Origin of the sequence: Nocardioides sp. GY 10127 (genome assembly GCF_004919085.1) — a bacterium.
Classification (GTDB): Bacteria; Actinomycetota; Actinomycetes; order Propionibacteriales; family Nocardioidaceae; genus Nocardioides.
On the sequence record NZ_STGL01000002.1, the window covers coordinates 55,205 to 78,605 of the forward strand.

The 23,401-nt window shown below is 74.8% G+C and carries 21 protein-coding genes; 2 read left to right on the forward strand and 19 right to left on the reverse strand.

What is annotated here, in order from left to right:
- Positions 1-376: 376 nt before the first annotated feature.
- Positions 377-1,354 (reverse strand): non-homologous end-joining DNA ligase, encoded by a 978-nt coding sequence (ligD, locus tag E8D37_RS02035; RefSeq protein ID WP_206055527.1) that lies wholly within the window; start codon positions 1,352-1,354, stop codon positions 377-379.
- 5 nt (positions 1,355-1,359) lie between these two features.
- The gene (locus E8D37_RS02040) at positions 1,360-2,163 is read right to left on the reverse strand and encodes an isochorismatase family cysteine hydrolase (protein WP_136568117.1); all 804 of its coding nucleotides are present in this window, start codon (positions 2,161-2,163) and stop codon (positions 1,360-1,362) included.
- A gap of 163 nt (positions 2,164-2,326) precedes the next feature.
- Between E8D37_RS02040 and E8D37_RS02045 the strand changes: the two genes are divergently transcribed.
- A complete protein-coding gene (locus tag E8D37_RS02045; protein ID WP_136568118.1) occupies positions 2,327-2,758 on the forward strand; it encodes a cupin domain-containing protein in 432 nt (143 codons plus the stop codon).
- A 16-nt stretch (positions 2,759-2,774) separates the two neighbouring features.
- On the opposite strand, the gene E8D37_RS02050 is transcribed toward E8D37_RS02045, so the two are convergent.
- The 4 genes from E8D37_RS02050 to def are packed head-to-tail and all read right to left on the reverse strand — an operon-like array spanning position 2,775 to position 6,163.
- Entirely contained in the window at positions 2,775-4,214 is a 1,440-nt protein-coding gene (locus E8D37_RS02050) for a transcription antitermination factor NusB (protein ID WP_136568119.1), read from the reverse strand.
- A complete protein-coding gene (locus tag E8D37_RS02055) occupies positions 4,207-4,659 on the reverse strand; it encodes an MmcQ/YjbR family DNA-binding protein (RefSeq protein ID WP_136568120.1) in 453 nt (150 codons plus the stop codon). Before E8D37_RS02055 ends, E8D37_RS02050 begins: the two co-directional genes overlap by 8 nt.
- Complete coding sequence (gene fmt, locus E8D37_RS02060; protein WP_136568121.1) at positions 4,656-5,618, reverse strand: methionyl-tRNA formyltransferase; 963 nt, start codon at positions 5,616-5,618, stop codon at positions 4,656-4,658. Before fmt ends, E8D37_RS02055 begins: the two co-directional genes overlap by 4 nt.
- Complete coding sequence (gene def, locus E8D37_RS02065; RefSeq protein ID WP_136568122.1) at positions 5,618-6,163, reverse strand: peptide deformylase; 546 nt, start codon at positions 6,161-6,163, stop codon at positions 5,618-5,620. The genes fmt and def overlap by 1 nt, the downstream gene beginning before the upstream one ends.
- Positions 6,164-6,241: 78 nt before the next feature.
- Between def and E8D37_RS02070 the strand changes: the two genes are divergently transcribed.
- Positions 6,242-6,880, forward strand: a complete 639-nt coding sequence (locus tag E8D37_RS02070; protein WP_136568123.1) for a hypothetical protein — start codon at positions 6,242-6,244, stop codon at positions 6,878-6,880.
- Here the strand turns inward: E8D37_RS02070 and E8D37_RS20500 are convergent.
- From E8D37_RS20500 to carB, 13 genes are all read right to left on the reverse strand, one after another.
- The gene (locus E8D37_RS20500; protein ID WP_136568124.1) at positions 6,868-8,937 is read right to left on the reverse strand and encodes a primosome assembly protein PriA; all 2,070 of its coding nucleotides are present in this window, start codon (positions 8,935-8,937) and stop codon (positions 6,868-6,870) included. The two genes, E8D37_RS02070 and E8D37_RS20500, sit on opposite strands and share 13 nt — an antisense overlap.
- Before the next feature lie 44 nt (positions 8,938-8,981).
- Positions 8,982-11,483, reverse strand: coding sequence for a M4 family metallopeptidase (locus E8D37_RS02080; protein ID WP_136568125.1), 2,502 nt, complete (start codon positions 11,481-11,483; stop codon positions 8,982-8,984).
- A 119-nt stretch (positions 11,484-11,602) separates the two neighbouring features.
- The gene (metK, locus tag E8D37_RS02085) at positions 11,603-12,799 is read right to left on the reverse strand and encodes a methionine adenosyltransferase (RefSeq protein WP_136568126.1); all 1,197 of its coding nucleotides are present in this window, start codon (positions 12,797-12,799) and stop codon (positions 11,603-11,605) included.
- A gap of 136 nt (positions 12,800-12,935) precedes the next feature.
- Complete coding sequence (gene coaBC / locus E8D37_RS02090; RefSeq protein ID WP_240770138.1) at positions 12,936-14,210, reverse strand: bifunctional phosphopantothenoylcysteine decarboxylase/phosphopantothenate--cysteine ligase CoaBC; 1,275 nt, start codon at positions 14,208-14,210, stop codon at positions 12,936-12,938.
- A gap of 10 nt (positions 14,211-14,220) precedes the next feature.
- Complete coding sequence (gene rpoZ, locus E8D37_RS02095) at positions 14,221-14,541, reverse strand: DNA-directed RNA polymerase subunit omega (RefSeq protein ID WP_136568127.1); 321 nt, start codon at positions 14,539-14,541, stop codon at positions 14,221-14,223.
- 54 nt (positions 14,542-14,595) lie between these two features.
- Positions 14,596-15,219, reverse strand: a complete 624-nt coding sequence (gmk, locus tag E8D37_RS02100; protein WP_136568406.1) for a guanylate kinase — start codon at positions 15,217-15,219, stop codon at positions 14,596-14,598.
- Between the two features lie 2 nt (positions 15,220-15,221).
- A complete protein-coding gene (mihF, locus tag E8D37_RS02105; protein WP_136568128.1) occupies positions 15,222-15,548 on the reverse strand; it encodes an integration host factor, actinobacterial type in 327 nt (108 codons plus the stop codon).
- Between the two features lie 105 nt (positions 15,549-15,653).
- The gene (locus tag E8D37_RS20505) at positions 15,654-16,103 is read right to left on the reverse strand and encodes a hypothetical protein (RefSeq protein WP_136568129.1); all 450 of its coding nucleotides are present in this window, start codon (positions 16,101-16,103) and stop codon (positions 15,654-15,656) included.
- 63 nt (positions 16,104-16,166) lie between these two features.
- Positions 16,167-17,048, reverse strand: a complete 882-nt coding sequence (gene pyrF / locus E8D37_RS02115) for an orotidine-5'-phosphate decarboxylase (RefSeq protein ID WP_136568130.1) — start codon at positions 17,046-17,048, stop codon at positions 16,167-16,169.
- Positions 17,045-18,004, reverse strand: a complete 960-nt coding sequence (locus E8D37_RS02120) for a dihydroorotate dehydrogenase (protein WP_168929579.1) — start codon at positions 18,002-18,004, stop codon at positions 17,045-17,047. The genes pyrF and E8D37_RS02120 overlap by 4 nt, the downstream gene beginning before the upstream one ends.
- On the reverse strand, positions 18,001-18,861 hold the full coding sequence (locus tag E8D37_RS02125; RefSeq protein ID WP_168929580.1) for a dihydroorotate dehydrogenase electron transfer subunit: 861 nt from the start codon (positions 18,859-18,861) through the stop codon (positions 18,001-18,003). The genes E8D37_RS02120 and E8D37_RS02125 overlap by 4 nt, the downstream gene beginning before the upstream one ends.
- Positions 18,858-19,970, reverse strand: coding sequence for a quinone-dependent dihydroorotate dehydrogenase (locus E8D37_RS02130; RefSeq protein ID WP_136568133.1), 1,113 nt, complete (start codon positions 19,968-19,970; stop codon positions 18,858-18,860). Before E8D37_RS02130 ends, E8D37_RS02125 begins: the two co-directional genes overlap by 4 nt.
- Positions 19,971-20,005: 35 nt before the next feature.
- Positions 20,006-23,401: a carbamoyl-phosphate synthase large subunit gene (gene carB, locus E8D37_RS02135; RefSeq protein ID WP_136568134.1), complete on the reverse strand. Its 3,396-nt coding sequence runs from the start codon at positions 23,399-23,401 to the stop codon at positions 20,006-20,008.

Below are 23,401 nucleotides of genomic sequence, written 5' to 3' on the forward strand. Positions count from 1 at the left end.
CGAGCCTGTGAGCCGCGACTGTGAGCTGGCGTGCGGGACGGGGGCGGGTCAGAGACTCTCGCCCGGGAGGTGCCGGACCCAGCCGGCGGGGACCGACCGACACCCCGTCCGGGACCCGGCCCTCGCGGACACCAGGCGGCTGGAGCCTGGCACCGCACGGGCCGGACGCCGGACGGGGCACCCACGGACATGGGTGTCGGTCGTACAGCCGTCTGCTCTCGTTCCCCGCCCCGACCACCAGGGTCGGGCTCCTCCGCGGGGACGTGGATCGCGCGGCTCCTCGATCACAGGTAGGAAGCTACGGATGCTGCTTGAGTGCCCGCTGAGAGCACACCTGGGGTTTACCTGTGGACGTGGCCGGGCCGCGTGTCCGTGCTCACGCGTCCTCCGCGTCCGCCCCCGGCTCTCCTCCCGGCGGGGCGTCACCGGCCGCCTCGTCCCGCGCCGCCCACTCCAGCAGGGGCGCCAGGTCGAACGGGTGGTCGTCGATGTCGGCCATGAGGTCGCCCAGGTCGGCGAACCGGGACGGCACCGTGGCGATGGTGAGGTCGCGCGGGTCCGCGTCGGGCACCTCGTCCCAGCGCAGGGGCGTGGAGACCCGGGCGTCGGGCACGCCCCGCACGGAGTAGGCCGCGGCGATGGTGTGGTCCCGGGTGTTCTGGTTCCAGTCGAGGAAGACCGCCGCCGGGTCCCGGTCCTTCGTCCACCACGTCGTCGTCGCCTCGGGGGTGCGCCGCTCCACCTCCCGGGCGAACGCCCGGGCTGCGCGCCGCACGTCGGCGAAGCCGTGCGCCGGGGGCACCCGCACGTACACGTGCAGGCCCTTGCTCCCGGACGTCTTGGGGTACCCCACCGCACCGAGCTCGGCGAGGACCTCCTCCACGACCCCGGCGACGCGCTGCACCGTCGCGTAGTCGCACGCCGGGCCCGGGTCGAGGTCGATGCGCCACTCGTCGGGCTCCTCGGTGTGCCCGCGCCTGCTGTTCCAGGGGTGGAACTCCACCGTCGACATCTGCACCGCCCAGATGACGGCGCCGAGCTCGGTCACGCACAGCTCGTCGGCCGTCCGGTTCCACCGCGGGAAGTGCAGCTGCACGGTCTCCACCCACGGCGGGGCCCCGGCCGGCAGCCGCTTCTGGTGCACCTTCGGCCCGTCGAGGCCCTTCGGGTAGCGGTGCAGCATGCACGGCCGTTCCCACAGGGCGTTCACGATGCCCGGACCCACCGCGAGGTAGTACTCGACCAGGTCCAGCTTCGTCGCCCCCGTCGCCGGGAAGTAGACGCGGTCAGGGTTGCTCACCCGGACCACGCGGTCGTCCACCTCGATCTCGACGGACGGGGGCTTGGTGGGCATGGTCGTCAGGCTAGTGGCGCGGACCGAGGCGTGGGCGCGTGTGCGGGGCCGAGCGCGGCGAGGAGGGCCGCGGCCGTCGTGGTGAAGCCGAAGCACTGGCGGACGTTGTACAGCGTGGCGTCGGTGCAGAACTGCGGCGAGGTGGTGCCCGACGCGTCCTGGACGAGGACGACGTCGTAGCCGAGGTTGGCCCCGTCGACCAGCGTGGCGAGGACGCACTGGTCGACGTTGACGCCCGCCAGCAGGAGGGTGTCGACCCGCAGGGTGCGCAGCACGGAGTCCAGCGGTGTGTCGACGAAGCCGCTCATCCGGTACTTGTCGACCACCACGTCCTGCGGCTCGACGGTGAGCTCGTCGACCACGGCCGCCGCCCACGAGCCCGCCTCCAGGACGGGCGACCGGGCGGCGTTGGCCGTCGAGCCGAGCCCGACGCCCGTGCCCTCCGGGTCGTAGACGTGGCGCACGTTCGGCGGCAGGTTGGCCTGGTCGGGGCGGTTGCCCCAGCTCACCCACACCACCGGCACGCCCGCGCCCCGCAGCGCGGGCAGGAGGCCGGCCAGCACCGGGATGGGGGCGCGGGCGGGCGTCACGTCCACGCCGATCCCGGCCAGCCAGCCGTCGGGGTGGCAGAAGTCGTTCTGCATGTCGACGACCAGGACGGCCGTGCGCGCCAGGTCGAGCGTGAGCGTGGCGGGCAGCGCCTCCACGCTCGCGGGACGCTCGGGGTTGGCCGGCCGGCGCAGGTCGACCCGGCCGGGGGCCAGGCCCCAGTCGTTACGCCGCAGGTGGGCGGGGGCAGCGGTGTCCATGGCGTCCTTCGTGCAGGGGGCGGGCCGGGGGCGACCGGAGGGGCCGGGCGCGCTCCTGTATACCCTCGCGGGCAGGCACCGCGGGGCCCTCGCCCCGTCGACGTCACCGACGTCACGCCCGCTCAGCGTCGAGCAGCCCCTCCCGCACCGACCAGGAGCCTCCATGAGCGGTCTGCCGCCCGTCGTCCGTCACCTCGACGACCTCACCGCCCACCTCATCTCCCCCGACGACACCGTGCGCCTCGCCGCGCTGGCCGGGCCCGAGCAGGGCTCCTCGACCAGCGTGTTCCTGGAGGTCTGGGAGCCCGGCGGCGCCCAGCCGCTCAACTCGCACGCCGACTCCGCCGAGATCTTCCTGGTCCTGCGCGGCAGTGCGCGGGCCTTCAGCGACGAGCACGAGGTCGACCTCGGCCCCGGGGACGTCCTCGTCCTCCAGCCGGGCTCCCAGCACCGCATCCTCAACACCAGCGCCACCGAGCGCCTCCACACGCTGACGGTGATGGCGAACGACGGCGGCTTCGCGCGCCTCGTCACCGACGGCACGCCCGTGCCGCTGGACGCCGAGGACCGGGCGGCGCTGCTCGGCGACGCCTGAGCAGACCGGGCCGGGCTCAGTCCTGGCGACGCAGCAGCGCGAGGAACATCGCGTCGGTCCCGTGCCGGTGCGGCCACAGCTGCACCGTGCCCGGGAGCGGCCCCGACGAGCCGGGCACGTGCGCGAAGGCCGGCGCCAGGTCGACCAGCGCGACGTCGCGGTGCTGGGCCAGCGTCCGCTCCACCACGTCCGCCGTCTCCGCGAGCACGGGCGAGCAGGTCGCGTAGAGCGCGACGCCGCCGGGGCGCAGGAGCCCCAGGGACGCCGAGAGCAGCCGCTGCTGGAGCATCACCAGCTCGAGGAGGTCCTCGGCGCGCCGGCGCCACCGTGCCTCGGGACGCCGCCGCAGCGCGCCCAGGCCGGTGCAGGGGGCGTCGACGAGCACCCGGTCCAGCGAACCGGGCGCGAACGCCGGGCGCGTGCCGTCGCCGACCAGCACGGCACCGGCGCCGGGCACCGGCGTCCCGTCGGCCAGCGTGAGGTTGCGGCGCACCAGGCCCGCGCGGTGCGGCTGCCGCTCGTGCGCCACCAGGACGGCCCCGCGCTGAGCCGCCAGCGCCGCGAGCAGCGCGCTCTTCCCGCCCGGGCCGGCGCAGAGGTCCACCCAGCGACCGTCGCGGCCCTCCAGCTCGGCACTGGCCAGGGCCTGCGCGACGAGCTGCGAGCCCTCGTCCTGGACGCCGGCGCGACCCTGCGCCACGGCCTCGACTGCCCCCGGGTCACCGCCGGACAGGTGCACGCCGAAGGGCGAGAAGGTCGTCGGCTCCCCCGGCAGCTCCTCGCGGGTGGCCAGGCCGGGGCGCGCCACGAGCGTCACGCCGGGGGCCACGTTGTCGGCGGCGAGCAGGTCGGCCACGTCGTCCTCGGGCCGGCTCGCGGCGAGCGCCTTGCGGAGCTCGGCCACCACCCAGGCGGGGTGGGAGTGGACCAGGGCGTCGTGGGCGACGGGGTCGCCCGCCCTGTCGGGGGCCAGCTCGGCCAGCCACCCGTCGAGGTCGTGCTGGGCGGCCTTGCGCAGGACCGCGTTGGCGAACCCGGCGGCGCCCTGGTGGGCGACCGCGCGCACGAGGTCGACGGTGGTCGAGATCGCCGCGTGGGCGGGGACCCTCATCGACAGCAGCTGGTGGGTGCCGAGCCGGAGCGCGTCGAGCACCGGCGGGTCGAGCGTCCGCAGCCCGCGGGAGGCGCAGCGCGCGAGGACCGCGTCGTAGGTCGCCTGGCGGCGGATCGTGCCGCTGGCGAGCTCGGTGACGAAGGCGGCGTCGCGCCCCTCCAGCCCGTGCTTGCGCAGGACGGCGGGCAGCACCAGGTTCGTGTAGGCGTCCTGCGCCCGGACGGCGGTGAGGACCTCGTGGGCAGCGAGCCGTGCCGGGTCGGTGCGCGGCGGCCGGGGGCCGCTGGGGCGCTGCCCGGGGCGGGTGCCCCGGGGGCGCGGACGGGTGGGTCGGTCAGGCACGGCCGCCTCCTGAGGGGTCGATGCCCTGCCGCCAGCCGCGGGCGAGGGTCTTGGGGGCCCGGGCGAGCCAGGCGTCGGTGAGATGCTCGGCGAGCTCGTCGCGGCTGAGCTCGCCGACGCGCGCCAGACGCAGCAGGACGTGCTTGGAGCGGGCGCGCGTGAAGTGCTCGATGGTGAAGAACGGGGTGCCGGGGTCCTCGACCAGCGAGGCGGCGTCCTCGAGGGTGGCGGTGCTGAGCACGAGGACGTCGTCCCACTGCTCGCCCGTCAGCGGGTCGGTGCAGTCGTGCCGCGGCTCGCGGTACAGCACGAAGCCCTTGCCCCGCACGAGCCAGGTCGGCACCCCGCCCCAGGACTCGCCCAGGGTGGCCTCGGGCAGCTCGGCGCAGATCGCGTCCACGTCCGCGGGCACGGCCGCACGGGCGCCCGCCCCCGCGATGCTCATGCCTGCTCGCCCCGCCCGTCGGTGGGGTCGTCACCCAGACGCACGCCGGCCTCGATCCGGGCGCCCCGGGCCCAGTCGGCGGCGGCCATCTGCTTCTTGCCGAAGGCCTTGACCTCGCCCAGCCGGACCGGGGTGGTGCCCGTGCCCACGAGGACGTGGTTCTTGCCCACGGCCAGGACGCCGGGGGCGAGCCGCTCCGCGGCGGCGGGCTCGAGCGTCACGGGCCCGATCTTGATCCGCTCGCCCTCGAACAGCGACCAGGCGCCGGGGGACGGCGTGCAGGCGCGGACCTGGCGGTCGAGGGCGACGGCCGGCTGGGACCAGTCGATCCGGGCGTCCTCGACCAGGATCTTGGGCGCGAGCGTGATCCCGTCCTCGGACTGCTGCCGGGCCCACAGCGTGCCGTCCTCGAGGGCGTCGAGGGTCTGCACCAGCAGGTGCGCCCCGCCCTCGGCGAGCCGGCCGAGCAGGTCGCCGGCCGTGTCGTGGGGCCGGATGCGCTCGGTCATGACGCCGAACGTGGGGCCGGCGTCCAGCTCCTTGACGATGCGGAACGTGGTCGCGCCGGTGACCTCGTCGCCCGCCCAGATCGAGTGCTGGACGGGGGCGGCGCCCCGCCAGTTCGGCAGGCATGAGAAGTGCAGGTTGATCCAGCCGTGGGCCGGGATGTCGAGGGCCGACTGCGGCAGGAGCGCGCCGTAGGCCACCACCGGGCAGGCGTCCGGCTCCAGCGCGGCCAGCTGCGCCTGGAAGGCGGGGTCTCGCGGGTGGTCCGGCTTGAGCACGGGGACGCCCAGCTCCTCCGCCCGCTGGGCGACCGGCGAGGCCACGAGCCTGCGGCCACGGCCGGCGGGAGCGTCGGGCCGGGTGACGACCCCGACGAGCTCGTGGCGCGAGCCCGCGACGGCCTCGAGCGAGGGCAGGGCGACCTCGGGGGTGCCGGCGAAGACGACGCGCATCAGAGGCCCAGCCCACGGGTCGGGTGCGGGGAGACCTTCACGGTGGGCGCCCCGAGGCCGAACCACTCGGACTCGCGGATCGCCCGCATCGCGGCCTTCCGCGTCGCGTCGTCGAGGCGGTCCACGAAGAGGACGCCGTCGAGGTGGTCGGTCTCGTGCTGGATCGCCCGGGCCAGGTAGTCCGACCCGTGGATCGTCACCGGCTCCCCGTGCATGTCGAACCCGCGGGCCACCACCGACAGGGCGCGCAGGCACTCGAAGGTCATGTCCGGGATCGAGAGGCAGCCCTCCACGCCGTCCTGGGTCTCCGGGGAGAGCTCGAGGCTGGGGTTGACCAGGTGCCCGACGGTGCCCTCCACGTTGTAGGTGAAGACCCGCAGGCCGACGCCGATCTGCGGGGCGGCGAGCCCCGCGCCGGGGGCGGCGAGCATGGTGTCGGTGAGGTCCTCGACGAGCTTGCGCAGCTCCTTGTCGAAGTCCGTGACCTCGACCGCGGGCTTGCGGAGGATCGGGTCGCCGAAGAGGCGGATGGGCTGCACGGACATGCCCCGATCCTAGGTGGGCGGGCCGGTCGCGCCCGAAATGGCTGGCGAGGGTCCGACCGCGGCTGGGACGGTGTGCCGGTGCACGTCGTCCTCCTCGTCGGACCGCAGGCCGTCGGCAAGATGAGCGTCGGTCGTCGGCTCTGCGCCCGCACGGGCTACCGGCTCCACCACAACCACGCCGCCATCGAGGCCCTGCTGGAGACCTTCCGCTGGGACGAGCCCGCCTTCGGCCGCCTCAAGGACGAGATCCGCCGGCGCGTGGTCGAGGAGGCGGTCGCCGCCGACCTCCCGGGGCTCGTGCTCACGTTCGTGTGGGCGTTCGACGTCCCCGGGGACGCCGAGGTGGCGCGTGCCATGCTCGCGCCCGCCGTCGACGCGGGCGTCCGCGTCGACGTGGTGGAGCTCTGGGCGGACGAGGCCACGCGGCTGACCCGCGAGGGCACCGCGGAGCGGCTGGAGGCGAAGGCGAGCAAGCGCGACCAGGAGTTCGCGCGACAGGACCTGGTGCAGTCGGGTCGGCGGCACCGGCTCTCGACGGACGCCGAGCACCCGCTCCCGCTCGACCTGCCGCACCTGCGCCTGGACACCTCGGCGCTGACCGCGGACCAGGCCGCGGCGCTGATCTGCGAGCGCCTGGGGCTGGTGACGTCCGGGGCCACTCCGCCGCCCCGGGCGGGGGCCCGGAGCGAGCGTCCGGGCGTGGATCAGAGCGAGTAGGGGTCCACCTGGAGCCGCACCGGCTCGAGCTTGCGGGCGGCCCGCACCCGCTGCACCTCCCCCAGCGCCGCCGACAGCGCCGCCCCCTGCGCCCGGGGCACCCGGACGACGACCCGGTGGCCGCTCTCGGGGTCGGACGGGTCCACGGGGACCGGCCCGAGCACCTCGGCCGCCTCCGGCGGGTCCAGCAGGACCAGCACGTCGTCCAGGGCGCCGGCGGTGCCCTCGACGATGGCCAGCCGGGAGGCCGGCGGCAGGTGCGCCTCGGCCCGCGACGCGGCCTCGCGGGCCACGAAGCCCCCCATGTCCCACCGCACCAGCGCCTGCGACGCGGCGTGCGCGGGATCGGCCACCAGGAGCACCCGGCCGCCGGGCCGGACCAGCCCGGCCGCGTTCGCCCAGCGGCGCAGCGCCTCCTCCTCCGTCCGGAGGTCGGGCCGGCTCAGCAGCACCCACGCGTCCAGGAGGACGACGGCGGCGTACCCGCCCTCGGCGACCGGCTCCGCGCCGGGAGTCGCGACGACGACCTGCGGCCGAGTGTCCACCGTCGTGAGCACGTGGTCACGCGCCGACGTGCGGACCCGGGCGCGCGGCAGGGCGCGGCCGATCTCCTCGGCCGTGCGCGCCTGTCCGAGCACGGGGGCGCGCAGGCCGTGGTCGCCGCACTCGGGGCAGGACCAGGTGGGCTGCTCCGTCCCGCACCAGGCGCAGCCGGGCGGCGTGGTCGGCCCCGTGAGCCGCAGCGGCCCCGTGCACGCAGGGCACCGCGCCGGCGTCCGGCAGCGTTCGCACGCCAGGGACGCGACGTAGCCCTGCCGCGGGTTGAGCACGAGGACGGGGCCCGACTCCAGGCCCTCCCGCAGGAGCTGGAGGGCCTGCTGCGGCAGCCGGGAGGTCCGCGCGTGCGGGTCCTTCACCAGGTCCATCTCGCTGGCCCCGGCCACCTCGATCCGGGCGGCCGCCCGCACCGTCTCCCGCGCAGCGGTCAGCTCGTGCGCCCAGCCGGTGCGCAGGAGGTGGTCCGCCTCCACCGTCCGGGCGAAGCCGCCGACCAGGGCGGCCGCACCCGCGCGACCGGCGCGCAGCAGCAGCGTCTCCCGCGCGTGCGGGTACGGGGCACGTGGCTCGGAGAGCAGGTCGTCCCCGTCGTCCCACACGACCACGAGGGCGAGGTCGGGCACCGGCGCGAAGGCGGCGGCACGCGTGCCGACCGCGATCCGGGCCTCGCCGTGCAGCAGTCGCAGGAACGAGCGGTACCGGGCGGCCGGGCCGAGGTCGGCCGTCAGCACGGCGTGCTGGGGCGCACCGGGCGGGGCGAGCGAGGTCAGGGCGGCGTCGACCCTGGCCACGTCCTTCCCGTCAGGGACGCAGACCACGACGCCGCCGGGGGCGGCGAGCGCGGCGTGGGCCAGGAGGAGGGGCCAGTCGGCGCCGGGCGGCGGGTTCCACACCGCCCGGGGCGCGCCCCCGGCCCGGAGGTGGCCCAGCCAGGCGGCCGCGTGGGGATGGGCGGCCCAGGCGGTCTCGGCGGGTCCGGGGCCGGCAGGGGGCCGCGGCTGCACCGGGGACGCCGCGCGCCGGGCGGCCTCCTCGGCTTCCGCGGTCGCGTGCCGCGGGGGCACCGCGAGGCGCAGGACGTCGGGGCGCGTCCCGGCGTACCGGGCGGCGACGTCGCCCGCCAGCGCCGCGATCTCCGGCGTCAGCACCGCCTCGCTGCCCACGACCCGCCGCAGCGGCTGGAGCAGCCCGGTGTGGTCGCTCTCGTCGGCGCGCTCCAGGAGGAAGCCGTCGGCCTCCTGCCCCGCGAACCGGACCTTGACCCGGACCCCCGGGCGCGCGGCGTCGGCCAGCGTGGCCGGCACGGCGAAGTCGAAGACCCGGTCGAGGTGGGCGGGCTGGAGGTCCAGCAGGACGCGCGCCACCGGCTGCGTCGGAGCCGGCGTGACCTCCACGGCCTTCCTCGCCCGGGTGGCCCGGGCCTTGGCCGCACGCACGCCCGCGAGGCCGGGCAGCAGGTCGGGCTGCTCCTCGGCGGGCGGCGGCGGGGGCGGGGTCACCCGGCCGGTTCTACCAGTCCCCGCCGACGGACCCGCCCCGCGGGTCAGCGGGTCACGCGGGCGGTCGCTGCCGACGTCCGCGTGGCCGCGTCCGTCCCGTCGGTGCCGTGGACCTGCACGGTGAGCCGGTGCCCGACGTCCTTGCCGACGGGCCGGTAGGTGCGGGCGGTGGCGCCGGCGATCGCGTGGCCGTCCCGGCGCCAGCGGTAGGTGAGGTCGGTCGAGCCGCCCCAGTCCCCCGCCTTGGCCGTCAGTCGGCGACCCACCACCGGCGAGCCGCTGATCCTCGGCCGCGGCGAGTGGAAGACGTCGCAGGTGTAGACGGTGACGTCGTCGAGCAGCCACCCGATGTAGGTGTAGATCGAGTCGGTGGCGTACGTGAAGACCGGCCGCACCTTCTTGCCCGCCAGGCTCGTGAGGTTGAGGCGACTCGCCTCCCAGCCCTCGGTGTGGCCACCGAACGCGACGCGCCCGCCGAGACCGGTGCTCGAGTGCGGCACGGCGTCCGGCCCGTTCACCCAGCTCATGGTGTCCGCGCGCTTCCTGGTGCCGTTGGCCACCACGTCCACGAGCCCGACGTCGTAGTAGTCGGCGCCGGAGCCGTCGTCGTAGGTGTCCATCACGTACCACTGGTGGAACCAGAGGTAGGACTTCTGCCCGGACGGCAGGGAGACCGTGCGGGAGAGCGTGAGGGCCGACCGCGCGTCGGCGGCGGTGGAGGTGTTGTACCAGGCGTCCTGGCCGGTGGCGGCGGGGACGCCGTAGGTGCTCTCCGTGCCGAAGTGCCACCGCTGCCCCGAGAGCAGGCTGCCCGGGTCGGCGGCCTTGGCCGCGTTCAGCAGCACCCGCTTCGTCCCGGAGGTGCACACCGGCTCGACGTGGGTGGCCGGGTCCACGCCCGCGGGCTCCTCGCCCAGGGCGGTGGCGAGGGTCGCGGAGTGCACGGCCACGCAGTCGTCGAGGGTGAACCCGTGGGTGCCGACGAGGTCCTGGCAGCTCTGGTCCAGCTGGTCGCCGAGGGCGGAGAAGCCGGACGCCGGGCTGAGGGACTGGATCACGTCGAGGTAGAGCACCGCGGTCTTGGTGAGGTCGGCGTCGCTGCCGTCGATGCCCGTCACCGTCTGGCCGCGGAAGGTGCCCCCCTGCGAGATCAGGTAGGCGGTCTTGTTGCCCACGCCGCTGTTGAGGTGGACGCCGCCGCTGTCGTACTCGTCCAGCACGTAGTCGCTGCTCTGCGTCGAGTCCGGGTCGCCGTAGATCGTCGGGTCGGACATGTCCCGGATCGCCCCGATGGGCAGGTCCTCCCCCATCGTCCAGCTGTCGGCGGAGTCCCCGGCCGAGGCGTGGCGGTGGTCGAAGATCTCCCCCATCACGTCGGCCATCGACTCGTTGATGGCGCCGGACTGGCCGTAGTAGACGAGGTTCGAGTACCGCTCGACGACGCCGTGGGTCATCTCGTGCCCGACGACGTCGTCGGCCGACTCGTAGCCGTCGCCGTAGACCATCTGCGAGCCGGACCAGTAGGCGTTCTGATAGGTGACGCCCGGGCAGAGGGACGAGAAGCAGGCGCGCACCACCGAGACCAGCGCGGTGCCCTCGTCGGTCTCCTGGCCGAGCAGGCTGGTCAGGTCGAGGTCACCCACCTCGTCGTAGAACCCCGCGACGCCGCCGGTGAGGTCGAACGCGGTGTCCACCTGGTCGTCCCCGGAGGCACCGCTCGTCTCCGTGCGGGCGAACCCGCTCGTGCAGACCGGCTCGGCGGTGAGCTCTCCGTTCGCGTTGTCGCACACCACCCGGTTGAGGCTCGGGAACCGGTCGATCCGCAGCAGGACTGCCCCGGTCACGTCGTCCACGTAGATCGTCTGCGCCAGCGTGGACCCGTCGCGGGCCGTGCCGTCGACCTCCACGGCCACGGCGGTCCGCGCGGACGGCAGCGGGAGGTCGAGGACGGCCGGGTCCAGCAGCACCCGACCGGTGCTGGAGGCCGCCGTGACGTCGGCCGCGCCCCGCGAGCCCGCCACCACGGCCGTGCGGCGCGCCTCGCGGGCGCCGACCCGGGCCGTGGCGAGCCCCGTCTCCGCGGACACGTCCGTGGCCAGGGAGGCGAGCGAGCCGTCCTCGCGCAGGCGCACCACGGCGCCGCCGCCCAGGACCGGCACGCCGTCGACCTCCTGGTCGAAGCGGACGACCTGGACCCCGGAGACGGCGTCCCTGACCGAGGACGGCACGAGGTCCGGCGTGGCGACGGTGGGCCGGTAGTCGTCGAGGTAGGCCCGGGCGGCCGACCGGGCCTGCGTGTCGCCGTCCACGTCCTCGGCGAGCAGGAGGGCGTCGGCGTCCACGTTCACGCTGACGTGGCCGGCCTCCCGGCGCACGCTGACGCCGTCGTCCGAACCGCGGGCGGACGTGCCGGCCACGCCGACAGCGTCCGCAGCGGGCGCGGTGACCAGCGTCGGCGCGAGCGCGCCCGGCAGGGCCACCGCGAGGACCAGCAGGGAGCGGCGCAGCCGCCGGACGGAGGCACGTCGGTGCGCGAGATCGACCACGGCGAGAGCCTAGGGTCGCGGGGCGCTCGCGACGAGATCTTTCACAGGAATCTCACCGGGAGCGCGACCCTGGACGAGGGCGCGCTCCCGGTGGGTGGGGCGAGGTGGGTGCCGTCTGCTCAGATGCCGGCGGCGAGCCGCAGCGCGGCGGCGCGGTCGGTGCGCTCCCAGCTGAACCCGGCGATCTCGCGGCCGAAGTGGCCGTACGCGGCCGTGCGGGCGTAGATGGGGCGCAGCAGGTCGAGGTCGGCGATGATCGCCGCCGGGCGCAGGTCGAAGACCTCGAGCACGGCCTCCTGGATCTTCTCGTCCGGCACGGCACCGGTGCCGAAGGTCTCGACGAAGACGCCCACCGGCTGGGCCTTGCCGATCGCGTAGGCGACCTGGACCTCGCAGCGCTTCGCCAGTCCGGCGGCCACCACGTTCTTGGCGACCCAGCGCATGGCGTAGGCGGCCGAGCGGTCGACCTTCGACGGGTCCTTGCCCGAGAAGGCGCCGCCACCGTGGCGGGCCATGCCGCCGTAGGTGTCGACGATGATCTTGCGGCCGGTGAGGCCCGCGTCGCCCATGGGGCCGCCGACGACGAACTTGCCGGTGGGGTTCACCAGCAGGCGGTAGCCGTCGGAGTCGATGTCGAACTGCTCGAGCACCGGGGCGATCACGTGCTTGGCGATGTCGGGCTGGAGCTGGGTGTCGAGGTCGATGCCCTCGGCGTGCTGGGTGGAGAGCACCACGGTGTCGATCCGGCGGGCCACGCCGGCGTCGTCGTACTCGACGGTGACCTGGGTCTTCCCGTCGGGGCGCAGGTACGGGAGCGTCCCGTCCTTGCGCACGGCCGAGAGCCGCTCCGCCAGCGTCTGCGCGATCTTGATCGGCAGGGGCATGAGCTCCGGGGTGTCGTCGCAGGCGTACCCGAACATGAGCCCCTGGTCGCCGGCGCCCTGCAGGTCCTTCTCGTCCACCGAGGCGGACGTGCGGTGCTCGTGGGCCTTGTCGACGCCCTGCGCGATGTCGCCGGACTGTCCACCGATCGCGACCATGACGCCGCAGGTGGTGCCGTCGAAGCCCTTGTCGGAGTGGTCGTAGCCGATGTCGAGGATCGTCTTGCGGACGATCGACTTGATGTCGACGTAGCCCTTGGTCGTCACCTCGCCCGCCACGACGACGAGGCCGGTGGTGAGCAGGGTCTCGACCGCCACGCGGGACGTGGGGTCCTGTCGCAGCATCTCGTCCAGGACAGCGTCACTGATCTGGTCGGCGATCTTGTCGGGGTGTCCCTCGGTCACCGACTCGGAGGTGAACAGGCGTCCGGTCATCGTTGTGCGTCCTCGTTCCTGGTTGCTGCGTGCGACGGGGCGTGCCCGCCCACGGTAGCCAGCGGGGCCTCACCCCACCGACGGTGTCTCACCGGTGCGTCGCGCCCGGGTGCGGCCGCGACGCCGTGCTCGGCGCTCAGGAGTCCATCCGGAGCGACACCTGGTCCCAGATGGCGTGGGCCAGGACACGCTTGGCGGCCCGCGGCACGAGCACCTCGGTGCCGTCGGCCGCGAGGATCACGGCCTCGTTGTCGTCCGCGCCGAAGACGGCGCCGCCGCCGACGTCGTTGACGACGAGCAGGTCGCAGCCCTTGCGGGCCAGCTTCGCCCGCCCGAGCTCGAGCACGGTGCCCGTCTCGTCGCCGGTCTCCGCGGCGAAGCCCACGACGACCTGGCCCGAGCGGGCGCGGTCGTGCGCGAGCGTGGCCAGCACGTCCGGGTTCTGCTCGAGGTGGACCGGGTCCACCGTGCCGTCCGCGCGCTTCTTGATCTTGGTGCTCGAGTGCGCCAGCGGCCGGAAGTCGGCCGGCGCCGCGGCCATGACCACCGCGTCGGCTTCCTTCGCCGCGGTCAGCACCGCGTCGCGCAGGTCGGCGGTGCTCACGACGGGCACGACGTCCACCCCGGCGGGGTCGGCGAGGGCGGTGTTCGCCGCCACCAGCGTGACCCGAGCCCCGCGGGCGGCCGCCGCGCGGGCCAGCGCGTAGCCCTGCTTGCCCGAGGAGGCGTTGCCCAGGAAGCGGACCGGGTCGAGGTGCTCCCGCGTGCCGCCGGCGCTCACCACCACGTGCCGCCCGGCCAGGTCCGTCCGGCCGGACAGGTCGGCCGGGTCCACGGCGGCCGAGCGGGCGAGCAGGTCGAGGCACGCCTCGAAGATCTCGGACGGGTCGGGGAGCCGACCCTTGCCGGTGTCGGCGCCGGTGAGCCGGCCGCTGGCGGGCTCCAGCACGACGACCCCGCGATCACGCAGCGTGGCGACGTTCGCCACCGTGGCGGGGTGCTCCCACATCTCGGTGTGCATCGCGGGGGCGAGCACCACCGGGCAGCGCGCGGTGAGGAGCGTGGAGGTCAGCAGGTCGTCGGCGCGACCGTGGGTGGCACGGGCGAGGAAGTCGGCGGTCGCCGGCGCCACCACCACCAGGTCGGCCTCCCGACCCAGCCGGACGTGCGGCACCTCGTGCACGTCGTCCCACACCCGCGTGTGGACGGGCTTGCCCGAGAGGGCCGCCCAGGTGGGCGCCCCGACGAACTCCAGCGCGGCGGCGGTCGGGACGACGGTGACGTCGTGCCCGGACTCCGTGAACCGGCGCAGCAGCTCGGCGGCCTTGTACGCAGCGATCCCGCCGGCGACGCCCAGGACCACACGGGTCGGGGCGTCGGCGACGGGATCGGACGCGCGGGTTGTGCTCACCCGCGCCAGCTCACTCGGTGAAGTCGGCGGCCGCGGCCTCGGCGGCCGCCTGCTCGGCGGCCAGCTCCGCCGGGTCGACCTTCTCCAGGGTCAGCAGGTCCTCGTTGACCTCGCGGAGCGCGATCGAGAGGGGCTTCTCCTGGACGTGGGTCTCGACCAGCGGACCCACGTACTCCAGCAGGCCCTCGCCGAGCTGGGAGTAGTAGGCGTTGATCTGCCGGGCGCGCTGGGCGCCGTAGAGGACGAGCTGGTACTTGCTGTCCGTCTTGGAGAGCAGGTCGTCGATGGACGGGTTCGTCACGCCCACGGCCTCGATGTTGGGGGCAGCCACGCTGATGAGCCTCACAAGTCTTCTCGGGGAGCAGGTCTGTGCGCCGGGTGGGCGCTACGGCCGGACCTGCGGGTCGGCCATCATCAAGGTTACCAAGTCGTCGGCGGCGTCATGAACTTCGTGGTTCACGATCGTCACGTCGAACTCCGGCTCGGCCGCGAGCTCCTCGCGCGCCGTGGCCAGTCTGCGCTCACGCTCCTCCTCGTTCTCAGTGCCGCGGCCGACGAGCCGGCGGACCAGCTCCTCCCACGACGGAGGCTTGAGGAAGACCTGGAGCGCCTCCGGCATCGTCTGCCGGACCTGGCGCGCGCCCTGGAGGTCGATCTCCAGGAGGGCGGGCCTCCCGGCGGCCAGGGCCTCGTCCACGGGGCCACGCGGCGTGCCGTAGCGGGCGACCTTGTGCACGACGGCCCACTCCAGCATGTCGCCGGACTCGACCATCCGGTCGAACTCCGCCTCGGTGACGAAGTGGTAGTGCACGCCGTCCTCCTCGCCGGGACGCGGCTTGCGCGTCGTCGCCGAGACGGAGATCCAGACGTCGGGGTGCTGCTCACGCACGGCGGCGGCCACGGTGCCCTTGCCGACCGCGGTGGGGCCGGCGAGGACGACGAGACGGCTCGGACGCTGCTCGGGCGTGCGGGACTGCTGCGTGGCGGACTCGGGCTGCGGGTCGGACAGGGTCACAGACCCGCGTCCGCGCCGAACTCCTTCTCGAGAGCAGCCACCTGCTTCGTCCCGAGACCACGGACGCGACGGCTCTCGGCGATGCCGAGACGCTCCATCATCTGACGGGCGCGGACCTTGCCGAGGCCCGGCATCGACTGCAGGAGGTCGACCACGCGCATCTTGCCGATGACCTCGTTGGTCTGCCCCTCCTTGAGCACCTCGGAGATGGAGGCGCCGGAGTTCTTCAGGCGGTTCTTCACCTCCGCGCGCTCCCGGCGCGACGCGGCAGCCTTCTCGAGCGCCGCCTGGCGCTGTTCGGGGGTCAGCGGGGGAAGGGCCACGGGCTCAATCCTTCTACGCGTATCGGTTGGTGCAGGTCGGGGCCAATCTAGTCACACGTCTGGGGCGCGGGCAACGCGCCCCGCCACAAGCCGGTCACCGGTTGGTCACGTGCCGGTCAGCGAGGTGCCGCAGACGGCCCTGACCTCGGCCTCCACGGTCGAGAGCGCGGACGCCGCGTCGCTCGACGCGAGCTGGCGCGCTGCTGCGCGCACGGCGTCCAGGTCCGCGTCCGAGACCCCCTCCGGCGGGTCGTCGACGTCGAGGTCCTCCGGGGCCGTGCCGGTGCCGTCCACGGCCGCGTCGAGGGCGTCCGAGAGCGCCTGGACCCGTCCGACCAGGTACTGCCAGTCGGCCACGACGTCGTCGGGGCTGGCGTCCCGCAGGTCCTGGAGCACGCCCAGCACGTCCACCAGCGCCGTCGGGGAGTCCGACGCCACCGCGGCAGCCAGCGGGTCCTGAGCCCCGCTCACGGTGTCGCAGTAGTCGGCGTAGGGGTCCGACGAGCACGCGGGCAGGCCGGCGAGGGCAACGGCGCAGGCCAGGCCGGCCGTCACCCGCCACCCGGCTCGCCGCCGCGTCCCCGACGATCCCGGCAGCCCCGGCATCCCCGACCGCCCTCAGCCCTGCGCGGCGAGCGCGTCGTTCGCCGCCCGCGCGGCCGCGGCCAGCCGGCCGGCGTCCGGGCCCTGGGCGAGGACCTCGCGCGAGGAGGAGGCGAGGACGTGGGGGGCGGCCGGGCCGAAGATGCGGGCGATGTCCGCGACCGTCCCGCCCTGCGCCCCGAACCCGGGGGCCAGCACCGGCCCGCCGAAGTCCACGTCCGCGTGCGTGACGACCCCGTCGGCCAGGGTCGCCCCGATGACCGCGCCGAACGAGCCGAGGCCGGTGCCGCCGGTCTCGGCGGCGTTGAGGGCGGCGAGGTGGGAGAGGACGCGGTCGGCGACCCGCTCCCCCGCGGTGCTCGACCCGTCGGCCGTCCGCGCGTGCTGGACCTCGGGCCCCTCCGGGTTCGAGGTGAGCGCGAGCACGAAGAGCCCGCCGCCGTGCTTGCGGGCGGTGTCCACGAACGGGGTGAGGCTCCCGAAGCCGAGGTAGGGGCTCACCGTGACCGCGTCGCTGCACAGCGGCGAGGCGGGGTCGAGGTAGGCGTCCGCGTAGGCCTGGCTGGTGGAGCCGATGTCGCCGCGCTTCACGTCCAGGCACACGAGCGCACCGGCCTGTCTCGCCGTGGCGATCACCCGCTCCAGGACGGCAACGCCCCTGCTGCCGAAGCGCTCGTAGAACGCCGACTGGGGCTTGAGCACCGAGCAGACGGGCGCCAGGGCCTCGGTGGCCGTGAGCGCGAACCGCTCGAGCCCGGCGACGTCGTCGTCGAGGCCCCACGCGCGCAGGAGCGCCGCGTGGGGGTCGATGCCGGCACAGAAGCGACCCCGGGCGGCGAGCGCCGCCTCGAGACGGGCGCCGAAGCGGCCTGCTTCCGGCTGGGTCTGCTCGCTCATGCGGGGTCCTCCTGGGTGCGGTGCTCGGGTGCGGGGTGCTCAGCTTGCTCGGGTGCAACGTGCTCGGGTGCAGCGTGCTCGGGTGCAGGTTTCTCGGGCGCGGGGCGCTCGGGGACCGCCAGCCCCTCGGCGATCCGCGCGGCCGCGGTGGGGTCCGTGAGGAGGGCGCTGCCGACCGCCACGGCCACGGCACCGGCGTCCAGGTGGGCCCGGGCGTCGGCGACCGTGGCGATCCCGCCGCATCCCACCACGTCGGCGCGCAGGCCTGCCAGGTCCAGGGACTTCACGACCTCCGCCACCGCGCGCAGCGCCAGGGGGGCCACCGCGGGCCCGGAGAGGCCGGCGTGCCGGCCGTCCGGGAACGCGGCCGGCTGGGCGCCACCGACCACGACGGCGGCGGCCCCGCCCTCGACGGCGGCGCGGGCGTGCTCGGGCGCCCGGACGGGGTCCGGCCAGATCTTGGCCAGCAGCGGCACCCCCGGTGGCAGCTGGGCGACGGCCGCCTCGACGAGGCGGGTCGTCGCGAACGGCTCGCGCGGCGTGCGGACGCCGGCCACCTCGGCGTCCGGCAGGGACAGCGCGAGCTCGACGGCGCTGACGCCGGAGGTGCGCGCCAGCCCGGAGACCACCTCGGCGACCTCGGCGACGCTCTCCCCCGCCACCGAGACCACGACGCGCGCGCCGGCCTGGACGAGGGCGGGCAGCTCGGTGGCGCAGAACGCGGTGAGCCCGGGGTTCGGCAGGCCGGTGGCGTGCAGCAGCCCGGCGGGCGACTCCAGCACCCGCGGGGCGGGCCCGCCGGGTCGCGCGGTGAGGGTGATCGTCCGGGTGACGAAGGCGCCGTAGGTGCTCAGGGGCGCGTAGCCGGCGAGCTCGCGGCCGGTGCCGCCGCACCCGGACGCGACGAGCACCGGGGAGGCGAGCGTGAGCCCGGCCAGGCGGACCGGCCCGGTCACGAGGCGTCCCCCGGCACGGACAGGTCGTCCCAGCGGACCCGGTCCCCGCGCAGCACCGGCCCCTCGGCGCAGGCGCGGACCGTGCGCCCCACCCCGTCCTCACCGACGACCGGCACGGGGCAGCCGTGGCACAGGCCCGTCGCGCACGGTGTCGGGACGCCCAGCGCGACCTGGCTCCACGCACCGTGGTCCTCGGCCGCCCGGGCCACCGCGTGCAGCAGCGGCACCGGCCCGGCGGCGTAGACGACCGCGGCGCCACTGCGGCGCAGGACGTCGGGCAGCAGCGCGGCCGTGGGCCCCTTGACCCCGACCGAGCCGTCGAGCGTGGCCACGGTGACGGTGCGCGCGATGCGCCGGGCCTCCAGCGCCGAGAGCAGGTGCGCCTCGTCGGCGGCCCCCAGCAGCAGGTGGACGGGGCAGTCACGCTCGCGCAGCCGCTCGGCCAGCGCGAAGAGGGGTGCGCTGTGCGCCCCCTCCCCCACCAGGACGACGGGCACCGGCTCCTTCGGCAGGGCGAACGCCCGGCCGCCGAGCGGCCCGGTCACCTCCACGCGGTCGCCGCGCGAGAGCCCGGCGAGCCAGCGGCTTCCGGGCCCGACGGGGTCCACGACGAGCGAGACGGTGGCCGCGTGCCCGCCCAGCGCACGGACCTGGTGGATCCAGAACGCGCGGCGGGCCAGCCGCGTCCGCTCCCCCGGCGCGCCGACGGACACGGCTACGAACGACCCGGGCCGGTGCCGCTCCCCCACCCCCGGCGCTGCCAGGGTGAGGTGGGAGAACGCACCGATCCGCTTGCCGGCGAGCACCTCGGCGAGGACGTGCACGGGTCCGGCGGGACGGGTCGGCTCGGGGCTCACGCGGTGCGGGCCCCGGCTCCCGCGGCGATCCTGGCCGGCCACGCGGGCCCGCCGTAGATGAAGCCGGTGTAGGCCTGCACGAGGTCGGCCCCGGCGGCGAGCCGCTCCCGGGCGTCCGCCACCGTCGAGATCCCGCCCACCCCGATGAGGGTGAGGTCGGGGCCCACGCGTCGGCGCAGCCGGCGCACCACCTCGGTCGAGCGCTCCGTCAGCGGCGCCCCGGAGAGGCCGCCGGCCCCCAGGGCCGCCACCTCGTCCTCGGGCGTGACCAGGCCCGACCGCGCGATGGTCGTGTTCGTGGCGATGACGCCGTCCAGGACGCCGTCGCGGGCGCCGGCCGTCGCCATGTCGGCCACCGCGTCCACGTCCTCGTCCGCCAGGTCAGGCGCGATCTTCACGAGGAGCGGGACGCGACGACCGCGGTGCCCGCGGCCGTCGGTCGTCGCCTCGTCGGCGACCCGCCGCACGTGCGCCAGCAGCGGGGCGAGCTTCTCCACGGCCTGGAGGTTGCGCAGGCCGGGGGTGTTGGGCGAGGAGACGTTGACGACGAGGTAGTCGGCGAACGGCGCCAGGAGCCGGGCGCTGATCGCGTAGTCGGCCTCGACGGCCGCCTGGTCGTCGTCCGGGACGACCTTGGACTTGCCGATGTTGACCCCCAGCACCGGACGGCCGCGGGGGTCACGCCCTCGCAGGCGCCCCGCACGCTGCTCCAGGCGTCGGGCCACGACCGCGGCACCGTCGTTGTTGAAGCCCATCCGGTTGACGATCGCCCGGTCGGCCGGGAGCCGGAACAGCCGCGGCTGCGGGTTGCCCGGCTGGGGCCGCCCCGTGACGGTGCCGACCTCGACGTGCCCGAAGCCCAGCGCGGCGAGCGCGTCGATGCCCGTGGCGTTCTTGTCGAACCCGGCCGCGAGACCCAGCGGGTTCGCGAACGTCAGCCCGAGGGTGTGCACCGGCGTCGCCGACGTCCCCCGCACGGTCGCGAGGCCGCGTCGGACGGCGGCCAGGGCCGGGCCGCCGGCGCGCACGCCGACGAACCCGACCCGGTGGGCCAGCTCCGGGTCCACCCGGACCGCCAGGTGGTCGAACAGCAGGTCGTAGGCGCCCATGCGTCGTCCGTGTCCCTCCGCCTCGTCCGCCCGGCTCAGCGGCCGGCCAGCGCGGCCCAGTCCTGCAGCGAGCGCACGCCCACGTCACCGCGGCCCATCGCCTCGATGCCCTGGACCGCGGCCGCGAGGCCCTGGACGGTGGTGATGCAGGGGACGTTCGCGCGGATGGCCGCCGTGCGGATCTCGTACCCGTCCAGGCGCGCGTGGCCGGAGCCGCCCGCGCCGTAGGGGGTGTTGACGATCAGCTGGATGGCGCCCTCGGCGATGAGCTGGACCGTGGTCTTCTCGCCGTTCGGCCCCTCGCCCTCGAAGTGCTTGCGCACCACGGTGCACGGGACGCCGGAGCGGCGGAGCACCTCGGCGGTGCCCTGCGTCGCCATGATCTCGAAGCCCAGCTCCGCGAGGACCTTGACCGGGAAGATCATCGAGCGCTTGTCACGGTTCGCCATGGAGACGAAGACCGCGCCGGAGGTCGGCAGGACGCCGAACGCGGCGGCCTGGGACTTGGCGAAGGCGGTGCCGAAGTCCGCGTCGAAGCCCATGACCTCGCCGGTGGACTTCATCTCCGGGCCCAGCACGGTGTCGACCTGGCTGCCGTCGGGGGCACGGAACCGGTTGAACGGCATCACGGCCTCCTTCACGGCGATCGGCTGGTCGCCGGGCAGGGTGCCGCCGTCGCCCTCCGCCGGCAGCACGCCGACCTCGCGCAGGTGGGCGATCGACTCACCCAGCATGACGCGCGCGGCGGCCTTGGCCAGGGAGGTCGCGGTCGCCTTCGAGACGAACGGCACGGTGCGGGACGCACGCGGGTTCGCCTCGAGGACGTAGAGGATGTCGCCGGAGAGCGCGAACTGGATGTTGATCAGGCCCTTGACCCCGACGCCGGCCGCGATGCCGCGGGTGGCCTCGCGGATGCGGGCGATCTCCCCCGCGCCGAGCGTGATCGGGGGCAGCGCGCAGGCCGAGTCGCCGGAGTGGATGCCGGCCTCCTCGATGTGCTCCATGACCCCGCCCAGGAACAGGTCGGTGCCGTCGTAGAGCGCGTCGACGTCGATCTCGACCGCGTCGTCCAGGAACCGGTCGACCAGCACCGGGGCCGCGGGGCTGATGAGGCCCGCCGCCACGTACTTGTCGAGGTAGGTCTCCAGGCTCTCGTCGTCGTAGACGATCTCCATGCCGCGGCCGCCGAGGACGTACGAGGGCCGGACGAGGACCGGGTAGCCGATCTCGCGGGCGATCTCGCGCGCCTCGGGCCACGAGGTGGCGGTGCCGTGCTTGGGCGAGACGAGCCCGGCGGCGGCGAGGACGCGACCGAACGCGCCCCGCTCCTCCGCCAGGTCGATTGCGTCCGGGCTGGTGCCCACGATCGGGACGCCGGCCGCCGCCAGGCCCTGCGCCAGGCCCAGCGGGGTCTGGCCGCCCAGCTGGCAGATGACGCCGGCGATCGGGCCGGCCTGCGCCTCCGCGTGCACGACCTCCAGGACGTCCTCGAGCGTGAGCGGCTCGAAGTAGAGCCGGTCGGAGGTGTCGTAGTCGGTCGAGACGGTCTCGGGGTTGCAGTTGACCATGACGGTCTCGTAGCCGGCCTCGGAGAGCGCGAGCGAGGCGTGGACGCACGAGTAGTCGAACTCGATGCCCTGACCGATGCGGTTCGGCCCGGAGCCGAGGATGATCACGGCCTCCTTCGTGCGGGGCGAGACCTCGGTCTCCTCGTCGTAGGAGGAGTAGTGGTACGGCGTCGCCGCGGCGAACTCGGCCGCGCAGGTGTCCACGGTCTTGTAGACCGGCCGGATGCCCAGGGCGTGGCGCACGCCGCGCACGACGTCCGCGGTCATCCCGCGCATCTTGCCGAGCTGCGCGTCGGAGAACCCGTGGCGCTTGGCGCGGCGCAGGAGCGCCGGGGTCAGCTCCTCGGCCTCGATGACCTCGAGCGCGACCTCGTTGATGAGGGCCAGCTGGTCGACGAACCACGGGTCGATCTTGGTGGCGTCGAAGACCTCCTGGGCGGTCGCGCCGGCCCGCAGCGCGTCCATCACCAGCTTGAGGCGGCCGTCGTGCGGCACCGACGCGCGCTCGAGGAGGTCGGCCTTGTCGAGCTCGACGAACGCCTTGTCCCAGTCGAACGTCGCGCCCTTGGACTCCAGGGAGCGCAGCGCCTTCTGGAGCGCCTCGGTGAAGCTGCGGCCGATGGCCATGGCCTCGCCGACCGACTTCATGTGGGTGGTGAGGACCGGGTCGGCGCCGGGGAACTTCTCGAACGCGAACCGCGGGACCTTGACCACGACGTAGTCGAGGGTCGGCTCGAAGGCGGCCGGGGTGCCCCGCTTCTCGCCGTCCTCGCCGATCACCGAGGTGATGTCGTTGGGGATCTCGTCCAGCGTGTAGCCGATGGCGACCTTCGCGGCGATCTTGGCGATCGGGTAGCCGGTCGCCTTCGAGGCGAGCGCGGAGGAGCGGGAGACGCGCGGGTTCATCTCGATGACGATGATCCGGCCGTCCTCGGGGTTCACCGCGAACTGGATGTTGCAGCCGCCGGTGTCGACGCCCACCTCGCGGATGACGCCGATGGAGATGTTGCGCAGGCGCTGGTACTCGCGGTCGGTGAGCGTCATCGCCGGGGCGACGGTGATGGAGTCACCGGTGTGCACGCCCAGCGGGTCGAGGTTCTCGATCGAGCAGACGATGACGACGTTGTCGGCCTTGTCGCGCATGACCTCCAGCTCGTACTCCTTCCAGCCGAGGATCGACTCCTCGAGGAGCACCTCGGTGGTCGGGCTGGCGGTGAGGCCGGCGCCGGCGATGCGGCGCAGGTCGTCCTCGGAGTAGGCCAGGCCGGAGCCGGCGCCGCCCATGGTGAAGGACGGGCGGACGACGACCGGGTAGCCGAGCTCCTCGGCACCGTCGAGGCACAGCTGGAGGCCGTGGGCGACCTTCTCGTCCTTCGTCGCGTCGGCGCCCAGCGACTCGCCGTTGCAGATCACGCTCCGCGCGACCTCGGCGCCCCACTCGGCCGGGAGGTCCTCGACGATCGCCTTGAACTGCTCGCGGTTCTCGCCCTTGTTGATCGCCTCGACGCTGGCGCCGATGAGCTCGACGCCGTACTTCTCGAGGACGCCGTTCTCGTGCAGGCTCATCGCCGCGTTGAGGGCGGTCTGGCCGCCGAGGGTCGCCAGCAGCGCGTCGGGGCGCTCCTTGGCGATGACCCGCTCGACGAACTCGGGGGTGATCGGCTCGACGTAGGTGGCGTCGGCGAACTCCGGGTCGGTCATGATCGTGGCCGGGTTGGAGTTCACCAGGATCACGCGCAGGCCCTCGGCCCGCAGCACGCGGCACGCCTGGGTGCCGGAGTAGTCGAACTCGCAGGCCTGGCCGATGACGATCGGCCCGGAGCCGATCACCATGATCGAGGAGATGTCGGTGCGCTTCGGCAT